Genomic DNA, 14806 nt, shown 5'->3' with positions numbered 1-14806 from the left:
ATTAGCTAATTAAAGTATAGTAATAGCCTTTGTTTGTTAAAACTTCGTTAAAAGAAAAGCTATTTTTTGTATTGGCACAGTCGTTGATAATTATCTAGTATTCATAATTTAGGTTAATAATTGGTTAGTTTAAAGTCTCCAGTCTCCCCGGCTGGAGACTTTTTCATTTGCTATTTATGGAAGGGTTGGTACCTCAACACTAGTCTATCACTTATCGACCGCTAACAACGTTTTTTTGGGGGTATTAAAAATATTTTGATTTAGCAATCGAAGTGGAGTTATAAATATTGATGATTGGTATTTTTTTTATATCGTTTTGAGGTAATAAATTATCTTAAGCTAATGTATTTTATTCTTTTAGGATATTTTGGCACAATGCTTGTTTAGTGTTTAACTCATAATTTAGGTTAATAATTGGTTAGTTTAAAGTCTCCAGTCTCCCCGGCTGGAGACTTTTCTGTGTCGAGACTATTTATTGCTGTTTTTTTAGGTAAAATATTGATTATTAGTTTATTTCTATTTCCATTTTTAATGTACGATAGATTGTGTTATTCAAATTGTATTTAGTTTCAATAGTGAATGCTGAGCTTGCTTTTATACCTGTCAAATGTCAGAATACTGTACGATTTGGGGATTAATATGTTTTTGGCATAGTGCTTGTTTAGTATTTAGTATTCATAATTTAGGTTAATAATTGGTTAATTAAAAGTCTTCAGTTCCCCCAACTGAAGACTTTTTTTGTTAAGTAATATGGTTATTACCCATAATAATCCATTTTAAAGAAATTAATCTATATCTGCCAAAAAAATATGGAAACTATATGTTTTTATATTCGTATTTTTGAAAAGGCAATAATATTATTTATATTAGTGTCCGATATACACTAAGTGTGTGTGTCTGTTAGTCATAAACCCAATAAAAATAAAATGAGTTTAATTATCGATGTAAAAGCGCGTCAAATTTTGGATTCGCGCGGTAACCCAACTGTAGAAGTTGATGTAACTACACAAAATGGTTTTGTAGGTCGTGCTGCTGTTCCTTCTGGAGCATCAACTGGTGCATATGAAGCTGTTGAATTGCGTGACGGTGATAAATCAAAATACTTAGGTAAAGGCGTTTTGAAAGCAGTTGAAAACGTAAATACTAAAATTGCACAAGCATTAGAAGGTGTTGATGTATTCGAGCAAAACGCTATCGATAAATTAATGATTGATCTTGATGGTACAGAGAATAAAGGTAATTTAGGTGCTAATGCTATTTTAGGTGTTTCTTTAGCGGTAGCTAAAGCTGCGGCACAAGAGTCTCGTCAACCTTTATACCGTTACATTGGTGGTGTTAATGCAAACACTTTGCCTATCCCGATGATGAATATCATCAATGGTGGTTCTCACTCTGATGCGCCTATTGCTTTCCAAGAATTTATGATTATGCCTGTTGGCGCTCCTACATTCTCTGAGGCTTTACGTTGGGGTGCAGAAGTATTTCATACGTTGAAAAAAATCTTACATGACCGTAATTTATCTACAGCTGTAGGTGACGAAGGTGGTTTTGCACCTACTTTTGACGGTACTGAAGATGCTATTGAGACTGTATTGAAAGCTATCGAAACAGCTGGCTACAAAGTTGGTGACGATATATGCTTAGCATTAGATTGTGCTGCTTCGGAATTCTACAAAGATGGTAAATACGATTATACTAAATTTGAAGGTGACAAAGGTGCTATCCGTACTAGCGAAGAGCAAGCTTCATACTTAGCTGAATTATCTGTAAAATACCCTATCATTTCTATTGAGGATGGTATGGCTGAAGATGACTGGGCTGGTTGGAAGACATTAACGGAAAAAATCGGTGATCGCGTACAATTAGTAGGTGATGATTTATTCGTTACGAATACTGTTCGTTTACAACAAGGTATTGATACAAATACAGCAAATTCAATCTTAGTAAAAGTAAACCAAATCGGTTCTTTAACGGAGACAATTAATGCGGTTACCTTAGCACAAAATTCGGGCTATACTTCGGTAATGTCTCACCGTTCGGGTGAAACTGAAGATGCTACAATCGCCGATTTAGCGGTAGCATTGAACTGTGGTCAGATCAAAACTGGTTCGGCTTCACGTTCGGATCGTATGGCGAAGTACAATCAATTGTTACGTATTGAAGAGGAGTTAGGTGAAAATGCACGTTTCATCGGTAAAAACTTTAAATACGCAATCAAGAAATAATTTTTTTAGTACAACTGTCTAATTTTTGAAGTTATACACTATGATTTTCATTATTAGATAGTTGTACTATAATTGTTGATTAGACGATTAGTTCACAACAAATAAAGCATAGATTATTTTCATTTTTTTTAACAAAATGTTTGTGTTAAATGAAAATATAGCTATATTTGCATCACCAAAACGGGAAAGAGATACCTCTTCGAAGTGAATGGAAAAATGCATTCCTAGCTCAATTGGATAGAGCGTCTGACTACGGATCAGAAGGTTAGGGGTTCGACTCCCTTGGAGTGCACATAGTTAACTGAGAGCCTAATTCTTATAACATAAGATTAGGCTTTTGTTTTTTTCACTAAAAAAAAATAACTCGCATCATTATGCTAAACCTAGTATTATTTGGCCCTCCGGGAGCAGGAAAAGGTACTCAATCTGAAAAACTTATCGCTAAGTACAATTTGGTACATATCTCAACAGGTGATATATTTCGTGCACACATCAGTAATCAAACGGAGCTAGGTAAACAAGTTAGCCAGATTATTGCCGAAGGTAATTTAGTGCCAGATTCTATTACTATCGCAATGTTGGAAGAAGAAATTAAACAAAATCCACAAGCTAAAGGATTTATTTTTGATGGTTTTCCTCGTACTGTTGCGCAAGCAGAAGCTTTAGATGCTTTTTTAATCGCTAATGGTACAGCTATTACAGGTGTCGTTGCCTTAGATGTTACCGAAGAAGTATTAACAGAGCGTATCGCTAAACGTCAAGAAATATCAGGACGTGCTGATGATGCTGCAGATAAATTGAAAAAAAGAATTGAGGAGTATTTTGGTAAGACAATTCATGTTTTACCGTATTACGAGGCTCAAGGTAAATTGACTAAAGTAAATGGTATAGGCGAGATTGAAACAATTTTTGCTGATTTATCAGCTGTAATTGATGGGTACAACGCTTAATCAATTTTAATATTTAATAATTATAAAGGTATATATGGCTCAAGGTTCAAATTTTGTTGATTATGTGAAAGTGTGTTGTCGTTCGGGGCATGGTGGGGCAGGTTCTGCACATTTGCATCGTGATAAGACAACCATGAAAGGTGGACCTGATGGAGGTGATGGTGGTCGTGGTGGGCATATTATCTTAAAAGGTTCTTCTCAACATTGGACACTATTACATCTCAAATATAGAAAGCATATTATCGCGGCTCCAGGTGGATGTGGAAGTTCGGCGCTTTGTACTGGTGCTACAGGTAAAGATGAGATTCTTGAAGTACCCTTAGGTACTGTAGCCAAAGATGCTGAAACAGGTGAGATCTTATGTGAGATAACGGAAGATGGTCAAACTGTAATCTTAACCCCTGGTGGTAAAGGCGGTTTGGGTAATAATAACTTCAAATCACCAACACAACAAACACCTCGTTTTGCACAACCAGGTATGCCTGGTATTGAGCAATGGGTTATTCTTGAGCTAAAGGTATTGGCAGATGTTGGTTTGGTAGGTTTCCCTAATGCAGGTAAATCAACTTTACTATCTGTTGTATCAGCAGCAAAACCAGAGATTGCTAATTATCCGTTTACGACCTTGGTTCCTAATTTGGGTATCGTAAGCTATCGTGATAGCAAATCTTTCGTGATGGCAGATATTCCGGGTATTATCGAAGGAGCGTCTAAAGGTAAAGGTTTAGGGATTCGTTTTCTTCGTCATATAGAACGCAACTCTGTGTTGTTATTTTTAGTGCCTGCAGATACGGACCGTACTATCGAAGAAGAATATAATATATTGTTGAATGAATTGACATTGTATAATAAAGAGTTGTTGACAAAACCTCGTTTATTAGCGGTTTCGAAATCGGATATGTTGGATCAAGAATTGGAAGATGAAATGAAGGCTCAGTTGCCTCAAGGTATCCCTTCCATCTTCATATCTTCTGTAGCAGGAAAGAATATTCTTCAATTGAAAGATATGCTGTGGAAAGCCATTAATGAAGATTAACATTTAGGATAAAAATAATAAAAGAGGCTACTAAAAATATTTAGTAGCCTCTTTTGTGTTTTGCTGATATTTTATCTTTTTTTGTTTCAATTAAGCATAACTTATGTAATAAAGGAGATAAATTTAACTTAACTTTAATTTAGACCAATCCACCAGTGGGGATATTTTTGGTAGGTATCTAAAGATACTATTTCACCCATTTGGGGTGTTACTATGGCTATATTTTCTTTTTCCGCTTCTTTGGTAACTCGTATCAATGGTTCATCCCAAGGATGAACTGCCAGTGGAAATTTCGAGGAGTGAACCGGAATTAGATGTTTCGAATTTAATTCTTTTGTTGCTTTAACGACTTCTTCTGGAAGCATATGTATATTAATCCATTTCTCATTGTATTGTCCATTTTCTAATATAGCGTAATCAAAAGGTCCGTATTTTTCGCCTATTTCTTTAAAGTGTTTGCCATAGCCACTATCGCCACCAAGGAACAATTTAAGATTTTGAGCCTGTAGGATAAAGGACGACCATAAGGTAACATTACGTTTGAATGTTCTACCTGCAAAATGTCTTGCTGTGGCAGCCGTAAATTCAAAGCCTGCTATATTAGCGGATTCACCCCAATAAAGCTCGGTTATCTGAGCAGATGGATATCCCCATTTCTCTAGATGGGCACCTACACCCAATCCAGTTACGATATGCTTTACCTTATGTTTTATTTCTTGGAATGTATTATAATCCAAGTGATCCCAATGATCATGTGTGATAACCATAATATCGATTTCTGGAATATCCTGAGCGGTATATTCATAGGACATATCAAATGCCTTTACACTGACACGCACAGGTGTTGCATATTTGCTAAATACGGGGTCTATTAGTATCTTTTTATGGTCTAACTGCAATAAATAAGAAGAATGACCAAACCAGACGTATAGGTTGCTATCTGCTGGAAGATTATGTAGATCTGACTTAATTACAGGAAGAGTATCTATCGGGGTTACTCTGATTTTCTTTTCAAAAAAGAAGCTTTTTAAAATGTCCGTATAGGTTACGCCTTCTGCCAATGCAGGTGTGTACTCGAGATTGTCAAAGGCACCATCTTTGTATTTTGGCTTACTTTCCATATTCGCCAATCGTTTTCCTGTAGCTTCAGTACCAAACCTTGGGTGATACATATATAAAATTCCACCAATTAAGCTTAACAGCACCAATATCAATAGCGTATACATCATTTTCTTAAATTTCATAATTGCCTAAATTAGGAGATAAAATCTAATCTTAAAGTCATATTAATTCGTCATAATTATTTAGTTCCGAATCCTTTTAGACTGTTTATTATGTAATTATGATGCTTATTTCCTATTCATTGAATCTATTATTATATTCATTTTATTGTCAAGAGTACAGTTGCGTATAAAAAGTTTTCGAAAGATTGCCCAAATCGTTAAATGGTAAGTAAAGCTGGTATAAATGTACAAAGTGAAAGAAATATATGAATACAAGTTTCGAAGGTCTAACTTGAAAAGCTAAGTATAATAACTATATAGATTCGTTATAAGGTCTCTTTATTTGTTTTCGTGTTAAATTTTAGTAAATTACCTTGGTCTAGTTTTAGGATTTATTTTTTGTAGTCAATTAATTTATGTTGTCTTTTTTTAGGTTTACAGTGCTATTTATTTTCTTTTTCACAACCGTAATAGCTAATGGACAGTATTTATCTGCCGGTTTTGATAAGAAAGAATTGGAAGAATTGGTCAGTATAAATACTACTTATTCTGAATCAAAAGCCAATAAAGACTTAATGCCGAAACCAAAATATTCTAAACTGGTATATCAAAGCCCTGTGCTAGGGCTCGATAATAAATGGGAGCTTTGGATTAAAGATCAACATATTGCTATAATAGGTATTAGAGGATCTATAATGTCTACAGATAGTTGGTTAGCTAATCTTTTTGCGGTCCAGATTCCTGCTAAAGGACAACTAACTATAGCTGAGGATTTTGTATTTAATTATAAATTAGCAGAGAGCCCTAAGGCAGCAGTTCATGCAGGATACGTATTTAGTACTGCATTTTTGGTGCGTGATATATTACCAAAGATAGATTCTCTTTATAAGATAGGTATAAAAGATATAATTGTCACCGGGCACAGTCAAGGCGGTGGACTTTCTTATATATTAGCCGCTAATTTATTATGGCAACAAAAGGATGGCCTATTACCACAAGATATACGTTTCAAAATTTATACAACTGCTAGTCCTAAGCCTGGAAATTTATATTTTGCTTATGATTATGATCGTGTTGCTTTAGATGGATGGTCTTATCATGTCGTGAATACGGAAGACTGGGTACCGCAAACTCCTTTTACTGTGCAAACGGTAGATGATTTACCTACTGTAAATCCTGTTTCTTTTATTCAAGAATCAATTAAAAAACAATCTTTGTTCAAAAGGATTTTCTTTAAATCTATTTATAACAAAATTATTAAACCGCCTTTTAAAGTTGTTGATGTGTATCAACAGTTTTTGGGTGATTATATTGGCAACAAAATAAAATTGGATTATCCATCCTTTCAATTACCTCCATTTTCACCTAGTAGTGAGTATGTAAGGGTAGGTAGGCAAATTCTGTTATATCCAGATACAGGGTATAATACGAAGTACAATGCAGCAGAAAATCCCAAAAATTTCATGCTACATCATACTAATAATGCCTATTATTATTTGCTATTGCATAATAATTTTAAGTAAGAATACGCTCAAAGTGATTGTTTAGATGGATACGAATCGCTTTACGATAAGCTTCAGCATCTCTTTTTTTGAGTACTTCAACTAATTCGTGATGTGATATAAATTCCCCTTTTATAATAGGTTTTTCTAATATTCCTGACTGATGAACATATTGAAAAATCGGAATTAGCATTTCCTGAATCTCTAATAATAGACCATTTCCAGAAATTTCATATAGCTTACCATGAAATTTTTTCTCATCCTCTATACTCCATGGTAATGCTGTATCACCAGAGACAATAGATTTTGTCATTTGTTCTAACTCTTGAATGTCTTTGTCAGTAATTTTATTGATTATAAAATCTGCTATACCTACTTCAAGTGCTAAGCGCATTTCAAAAAGATCTTTTAATGTATCTGTATCCAATATGGAAGGGTGAAAGATTTTTTTCATAGATCCCAATACATCGGGATTTGTAATAATTGCCCCTTTGTGTTTTTTGGATTCGATAAGTCCTATTGCTTTCAAACGAAGTAAAGATTCTCTTATAACTGTCCTACTAACACCTAATTGTACTGCTAAATCCAATTCTTTTGGTAATACATCACCAACAGTAAGTTGATTTAGTTTTATATAATTTATTATTGCTTCTTCTGCTTTATCAACTAAGCTAGAGGTATCAATAATAGGGATTTTGATTACTTCTGGTTTCAAATTACTCATATTAGTTTTAGATCAATATACAATAATACAAAAAAAATACATATTATTTTTTTGCATTAAAGGTTATTATGTTATACATTTGATTTATTATGTATAACATAATATAAAACTAATTAATTTATTAAACCTTAATTTATGAGAAAGATTTTATTATTTCTTTCATTGTGTTGTATGCAATTGGTATCCTATGCACAATCAGTATTGAAGGGTTTGGTACAAACTGAACAAGGGACAGTCTTAGTGGGGGTGAGTATTGTGAATGAGTCTCGAAAAGCGAGTACCAAATCAAATGGCAATGGCGAATTCGCTATCTCTGCAAATGTTGGCGATGTATTGAAATTTAGTTCTGTAGGTTATAAAGACCTATCAACTTCAGTACTTAATTATACGCCTATAAAAATTACTTTATTGACCAATGATCAAGAGTTGGATGAAGTCGTAGTTGTCGGTTATGGATCTATTAAAAAGTCTAATTTGACAGGATCTGTGTCTCGATTGGATAATAGGGTGCTTGAAACTGGAGTTCGATCCAATCCAGCCTCTGCTTTGGCAGGAACCATTCCTGGTTTACGTGTTCAACAAACTTCTGGAAGACCCGGTTCTGTACCTAATATTGTCTTGCGGGGAGGTACTACTTATAGTGGTGGTGGTGAGCCGTTAGTAATTGTTGACGGGTTGGTCCGTTCTGGTTTTCAGGATATTAATCAAGATGATATCGCATCTATTGATGTTTTAAAGGATGCTTCGGCTACCGCTATTTATGGTGCTAGAGCTTCAAATGGTGTAGTATTGATTACTACCAAGCGTGGAAAAGAAGGGGCTTCAAGTGTTACTTTACGTTCCAAAACGGGGATCAATACCTTAAATTTACCTTTTGAATTTTTGGGAGCTGAAGATTATATTTATTGGTCACGAAAATCTATAGAGACTTCAGGTATGTACAATCCAAGTCAATTATCTCAATTGACAGGGGTTTCACCTTTTGGAACGGGGAATAAATATAAAGATCAAAACGGAAATATTCTTGACGGTAATGTTACAAATACTGCCGTTTGGAGTACGATGTTTTTGGACGATACAAATAAAGAATTACTGTCCAAAGGATGGAAAACGATGATAGATCCTGTAACAGGTAAAGAATTAATATATACAGACTTTGACTATTCTGATTATGCTCTTCGCAAAAATAGTGTAACCCAAGATTATAATGTAGGTGTACAAGGAGGAAATGATAAAGGCAAATATTATGCAAGTATTGGTAAATACAATGAGCAAGGGATGCCCGTAAAGACCTTTTATGATCGTCTTACTTTTGTCTTAAATGCCGATTATAAAATCAAACCTTGGTTATTGTCTAGCTCAGGAGTAAATTTTTCGAATACAAAATGGAGAGATGCCGATAATGCAGAGGCAAATTATATGACTCGCGCCTTAGGTGCACCACCGACTATGCGTGGTTATAATGAAAATGGAGATTTGTTGTTGGGACGAGACAATTGGGATGGTAATGTTGCCGTGAATATTGACAAGTTTATTCGTAATAATCAAAATCAAAAATATACCCTTTCACAAGCATTTACGGTTAATCTATTAGATAATCTAAGTTGGAGAACTAGTGGAAGCTGGTATTTGAATCAAGAATTAAATGAATCCTTTAATAAAGATTATCTGAATTCGCCGGGTAATTGGGTGCGAAGTCGCAATTCAAGTGCCGGCTATAAAAAGTTGCTTAATCAAACCTATAATTCCGTATTAAATTACCAACAAACATTTGTTGACAAGCATAGTTTTGATGCCATGTTGGGTTGGGAGTTTTTCGATTCTTATGATCAAGGGCTATCCGCGTCTGGTTCTGGGGCACCTACAGATGATTTTATGGATTTAGCCTTAACAAGTAAAGATGCTAATATGCGTACTATAGATTCTTATCATACCAGACAACGAATTAATTCTTTCTTTGGACGTATCAATTATAACTATGATCAGCGCTATTTATTGACATTAACCGCTCGACGTGATGGTTATTCAACTTTGTTGAACAATCGCTGGGGAACTTTCCCTGGAGTTTCTGTAGGATGGAATTTACATAATGAAAGTTTTGCAAAGAATTTTGTAGGTGCAGATCATGTGTTGAATACGTTAAAATTAAGAGCTAGTTATGGGGAGAATGGTGATGTAGGCTTAATTACTAAGGATGGTCGTGGCAATTACTTTCTACAGGGTGCTTATGGTAGTTCGTCATATGGCGGTAATATCGGCTTTGTAATGAACAATCCAAGTAATTTTAATCTGAAATGGGAAAGCTTAACAACCAAGGAGGTTGGTATAGATGCTCGTTTATTAAATAAAATAGACCTTTCGGTAGCGTATTATTACCGTACCACTTATGACAAAATTGCGCAATTGATCTTACCGGCAACATCTGGTGGTTTTCCCATATTTACCAATAATGGTGATATGAGAAATCAAGGTGTAGAAGTAGATTTAAACTACAATGTTTATCGTAATAGTGATTGGAATGTAAATTTCTCGTGGAATACAGCCTACAATGCAAACAAAGTCCTTCGACTTCCAGAGAATGGTGTACAAAATAACCGTCAAGGAGGCCTTCAAGTTTATGATCCAAATACGAAAGAGCTAATTTGGGTTGGCGGAACACAAGAAGGTCAAGACCCAAATGTGGCCTATGCGTATCAAGCGGAAGGTATCATTCGTAACCAAGCAGATCTGGATAGTTATGCTTTAAAACTTAAAGATTTATTAGGTGCACGAGCACTTGTTCATCCGGATGTCTATAATGCGATGTCCGCCACTGACAAAGGACTTCATTATCCTATCGCAATAGGTGATGTTATGTGGAAAGATGTCAATGAAGATGGTATTATTAATTCATATGACCGTGTTTACCAAGGAAGGACTGTACCACGTTGGACTGGGGGATATGGAATTAATGTTTCTTGGAAAAATTTAAGTATATATACTCGTTTTGATTATGCGCTAGGATTTGTTGCTTATGATGGTCCAAAAACTTGGTTTTTGGGAATGATGCAGGGTACCTTCAATACAATTGCTGATGTGAAGGATACTTATACAACAGAAAATCCTGAAGCCAAATATCCAACATATTATTGGGCAGATCAATTATTTAAAAACAATACCAGTCGACCTAGTAGTATGTTTTATAATAAAGGAGATTATTTAGCTTGGAGAGAATTATCCCTATCCTATAAGCTTCCTAAATTAATCGCTCAAAAGGCTAAGTTGGAGGACTTGAGTATTTCTGTTACCGGACAAAATTTACACTATTGGTCAAAAAGTACTTTATACTCCCCAGAGAGTGGAACTATTGAGCAAGGTGGCGGTGGATACCCATTGCCAAGAACAATAATTTTTGGTTTACAATTAACATTTTAGAATCTTAAAAATTATGAAAAAAATATTTTTAGCAATCGCTATTTTAGCATCAACTACTTGTATTACATCATGTAATAAAATGGACTTAGATTTGGTGCCTGAAGATTATTTTGCAAGTGGAAGCTTTTGGAAAAATCCTGAGCAGGTGAATGGTGCTATGATAGGGCTGCATAGTCAACTCAGAAATTTTCAAGGTACATTTTGGAATTTAGGAGAGATCAGAGGTGGATCCTTACGTGATGGGACAAGTTTTACTGGTACAGCATCTCTTAGTTCAGCAAATATTATTACACAAGATATACGAGAAAGTTCGCCAGGCATTAGTTCTTGGGCAGGTTTATACGCGCCAATATTTCAGGTAAATAATTTTATTTATCAAGTGAATAAAGCAGCCTTTATGACAGATGAGCAAAAGGCTTATTATCTCGGACAAGCTTATGGTATTAGGGCATATTATTACTTCCATTTGTATCGTACTTATGGGCGTGTTCCTATAGTTACGGAGCCTTTAGTGGCGATTAGTACGCCCAACTCTGCCGCTGATGCATATAAGCCAAGAACGGAAACTGAAAAAGAAACCTTAGATTTTATTAAAGCAGAAATTGATAAATCTACGCAATACTTTGGAGCGGATTATACGATCAAGCAACAAAAGGGACAATGGTCTTTGCCAGCTACGCAAATGCTAAAAGCGGAAGTTTATTTATGGTCTGCAAAAGTAGATATTGATGGCGCTGCACCAACTAATACGGCTCAAGATCTGCAATTAGCTAAAGCAGCAGTAGAAGCAATTATTCCTAAATTTTCGCTACAGTCTTCATTTATTAATGTTTTTAACTCGGCTAGTGTTCCTGCTAACCTAGGTAATAATGAGATCATATTTGCAATAAGGTACCTTGCTGGGGAAGCGGCAAATGGTTTGTTCTCCAACTTTATTTATGCCCCTACGGATGATATATCAGGTTATGTAGATGAATTAGGCAATAGTTTGGCCGGTGATCCGTTACAAATTGCTTCTAGTGGTTCCATTATTCGCTATGAATATAAATTTGGTTTATATCAACTTTTTGATCCCCAAGATCAACGTGCGAATGCTACTTTCCTTAATTTTAATAAAGGAACGACTCATGCGGTTGTTTTACGTAAATACTTAGGTACTTTTCTTAATAATATTAGAGTATATACTGATGATTATCCCATTTATCGCCTTTCTGAAGCATATCTTCTCTTAGCTGAAATAAAAAATAAACTCGGTGAAGATCCTACAACCGAAATTATGACTGTACGCAATAGAGCATACGCTGGTTCTGCTCCTCAATTTGTGAACGGTTCTTTTGAAGCGAATGAATTGGCTATTTTTTATGAACGTTCAAAAGAATTTGTTGCTGAAGGCAAACGATGGTATGATCTGAGACGTATGCAAGATGCTAGTGGTAAGCCATTAGCTTTTAGAACGGATTTACCTTTGGTAGGTGTGTTGCAAAATGTATCAGGACAAAATCATAAAATATTATGGCCTATTGATTTGAATACTTTAACTGCTGATCCTACGTTAAGTGGGCAACAAAATCCAGGTTACTCGGGAACCTAATCATTTATTATTGTAAATAATATGTTATACATTTGATTATGTATGACATATTGTTTATTATTGTTTTATTATTATCTATACTATGTTAAACCAAAATATTCAGGGCCTGATTTCAGCTCCTTTCACACCTTTTGATTCTGAAGGAAATTTAAAGGTTTCTATCATACCATCTTATTATAATCTTTTGAAGGCGAATAAAGTAACAGGAGCTTTTATATGCGGTTCTACAGGCGAGGGGGTATCGTTGACTTTTCAAGAGAAGGTCGAAGTATTGAAAGCTTGGACTGCTCTAACTAAGGATGATAAAGATTTTGCATTAATTATGTTCTTAGGAGGTACAAATGTCAAAGAATGTAAAGAATTGGCTATAATTGCAGAGCAAGAGGGAGTTGATGCTATATCTTTCACTTCTCCTTACTATTTTAAACCTGCTAATGTAAAGCAGTTGGCAAAATGTTGCCAAGAGATTGCTGCGGTAGCGCCTAATACAGATTTCTATTATTACCATATTCCTGTTTTGACGGGTGGCAATTATGCTATGTTAGATCTTTTGGCTGAGGTAGATGGTTTAGTCCCAACATTCAAAGGGATTAAATATACACATGAAGATTTTATGGATTTCTTATCATGTATGAATTTCAAAGGTGGTAAATATACAATGCTGTGGGGACGTGATGAGAATATGTTGTCTTCTTTAGCATTAGGTAGCAAAGGAGCCGTTGGTAGTACATACAATTATGCAGCACCTTTATACCATGATTTAATTGCAGCATTTGATAGTGGTGATCTAGTTAAAGCGAATGAATTACAACAAAAATCAATTGACATGATTCGCTTATTAGGGAAATATGGCGGTATTGCTACTGGTAAAGCTTATATGAAATTGGTAGATATTGATTGTGGTGAGTTTAGATTGCCTATTGCGAATATGTCGACAGAATCTTTTGAATCTTTCAAAAAGGAGGTTCAAGCTTTAGGCTTTGAATCATTCAAATCTAAAATCTAATGCTCAAATCCGCTATACTATTAGTAAGTCTTTTATCCTTAGGATGTCAAATGAATAAAAATAAAATGGCTATAAATTGGCAAAGTAATACGGTGTTGCCAGATTCAAATAAACAACAGCATATTGGTGTTGCAGGGCCTATTACGGGTATTATAAATAATAAATTGATCATAGCAGGGGGCGCAAATTTCCCTGCTGCTATGCCATGGGATGGTGGTGCCAAGACATACCAGAAAGATGTTTATATCTATGACATAGAGGATAATGGACATATAGTATATCAATTAAGGCAGGATTTTCAAGATAGTCTGGCCTATGCAGCTAATGTTAGTGTCGCAAATAAGATATATTCTGTAGGAGGTGAACGCAATGGAAATGCTACTGCGGATGTATTTATCTATTATTTAGAAGGAGATAAATTTATCCGTCAGGATTTAGTTTTGCCAAATCTGCCTATTCCATTGACAAATGGATCCCTTACGCATTTGAATAATGTACTTTATTTTATTGGCGGTGAAAATGCGGATACAGTTTCCAATAAAATTTATGCGTTAGATTTGTACGATGCTAGTTCAAAATGGACTGAATTCTTGACCTTGCCCAATCCTATAACACATACAATCGTAGTCAATGATGCGATGGATAAGTTGTATATCGTAGGTGGTAGAAAAAGAAATGTAAATGCCAAGAGTGACATTTATAAAGAGGTTTATCAGCTTGATGTAAATACCAAAAATATAACCTCTTTGCCCAATTTGCCTGAGCAATTGGCAGCGGGGACAGGTACTTTCTATAAGGATAATATACTGGTGTTCGGTGGGGACAATGCCAGTACTTTTCACCAAGTAGAAGAGTTGATAGCGGAGATCAATATGACAACAGATGAGGTTAAAAAGAAAGAATTAACACTACAGAAAAATAACATACAAAGCGCACATCCTGGTTTTAGTAAAAAAGTATGGCGATTTGACCTTGATACCAAAGCATGGTTACCCACGGATGAAATCGTAGGCGATAGTCCTGTCACAACGACTGCTTTAATATGGAATGATTTAATTGTAATACCTAGTGGGGAGATTAGGGCAGGGGTAAGAACAAATCAAATCTTATCCGGTAAAATTAAGTAACCTATTTA

At 35.1% G+C, this 14806-nt stretch carries 10 protein-coding genes and 1 tRNA gene; 9 read left to right on the top strand and 2 right to left on the bottom strand.

From position 1 onward, the window contains the following. Window positions 1-926: 926 nt before the first annotated feature. From eno to obgE, 4 genes are all read left to right on the top strand, one after another. Window positions 927-2225, top strand: coding sequence for a phosphopyruvate hydratase (gene eno / locus IP023_RS00440; protein ID WP_241788273.1), 1299 nt, complete (start codon window positions 927-929; stop codon window positions 2223-2225). Between the two features lie 218 nt (window positions 2226-2443). Beyond that, window positions 2444-2517: transfer RNA gene (locus tag IP023_RS00435), tRNA-Arg, on the top strand. A gap of 82 nt (window positions 2518-2599) precedes the next feature. Continuing rightward, window positions 2600-3175 carry an adenylate kinase gene (locus IP023_RS00430; RefSeq protein WP_241788272.1) on the top strand — a complete coding sequence of 192 codons (576 nt, stop codon included), beginning with the start codon at window positions 2600-2602 and terminating at the stop codon, window positions 3173-3175. A 34-nt stretch (window positions 3176-3209) separates the two neighbouring features. Further along, the gene (gene obgE, locus IP023_RS00425) at window positions 3210-4211 is read left to right on the top strand and encodes a GTPase ObgE (protein WP_241788271.1); all 1002 of its coding nucleotides are present in this window, start codon (window positions 3210-3212) and stop codon (window positions 4209-4211) included. A gap of 134 nt (window positions 4212-4345) precedes the next feature. On the opposite strand, the gene IP023_RS00420 is transcribed toward obgE, so the two are convergent. After that, window positions 4346-5455 carry an MBL fold metallo-hydrolase gene (locus tag IP023_RS00420; RefSeq protein ID WP_241788270.1) on the bottom strand — a complete coding sequence of 370 codons (1110 nt, stop codon included), beginning with the start codon at window positions 5453-5455 and terminating at the stop codon, window positions 4346-4348. 395 nt (window positions 5456-5850) lie between these two features. On the opposite strand from IP023_RS00420, the gene IP023_RS00415 reads away from it, so the two are divergent. Beyond that, window positions 5851-6957, top strand: coding sequence for a lipase family protein (locus IP023_RS00415; protein WP_241788269.1), 1107 nt, complete (start codon window positions 5851-5853; stop codon window positions 6955-6957). Here the strand turns inward: IP023_RS00415 and IP023_RS00410 are convergent. Beyond that, window positions 6950-7660: a FadR/GntR family transcriptional regulator gene (locus IP023_RS00410; protein WP_241788268.1), complete on the bottom strand. Its 711-nt coding sequence runs from the start codon at window positions 7658-7660 to the stop codon at window positions 6950-6952. The two genes, IP023_RS00415 and IP023_RS00410, sit on opposite strands and share 8 nt — an antisense overlap. Before the next feature lie 135 nt (window positions 7661-7795). Between IP023_RS00410 and IP023_RS00405 the strand changes: the two genes are divergently transcribed. The 4 genes from IP023_RS00405 to IP023_RS00390 all read left to right on the top strand — a co-directional run bounded on the left by IP023_RS00405 (window position 7796) and on the right by IP023_RS00390 (window position 14798). Beyond that, complete coding sequence (locus tag IP023_RS00405) at window positions 7796-11074, top strand: SusC/RagA family TonB-linked outer membrane protein (protein WP_241788267.1); 3279 nt, start codon at window positions 7796-7798, stop codon at window positions 11072-11074. Window positions 11075-11087: 13 nt separating this feature from the next. Beyond that, window positions 11088-12665, top strand: coding sequence for a RagB/SusD family nutrient uptake outer membrane protein (locus IP023_RS00400; RefSeq protein WP_241788266.1), 1578 nt, complete (start codon window positions 11088-11090; stop codon window positions 12663-12665). An 82-nt stretch (window positions 12666-12747) separates the two neighbouring features. Beyond that, a complete protein-coding gene (locus IP023_RS00395; RefSeq protein ID WP_241788265.1) occupies window positions 12748-13671 on the top strand; it encodes a dihydrodipicolinate synthase family protein in 924 nt (307 codons plus the stop codon). Window positions 13672-13721: 50 nt separating this feature from the next. Beyond that, a complete protein-coding gene (locus IP023_RS00390; RefSeq protein ID WP_241788264.1) occupies window positions 13722-14798 on the top strand; it encodes a kelch repeat-containing protein in 1077 nt (358 codons plus the stop codon). Window positions 14799-14806: the final 8 nt, after the last annotated feature.

This window comes from Sphingobacterium rhinopitheci, from assembly GCF_022627575.1.
GTDB lineage: Bacteria > Bacteroidota > Bacteroidia > Sphingobacteriales > Sphingobacteriaceae > Sphingobacterium > Sphingobacterium rhinopitheci.
Note: the sequence above shows the minus strand (reverse complement) of the source record. Positions and strands in the feature narration are given on the sequence as shown.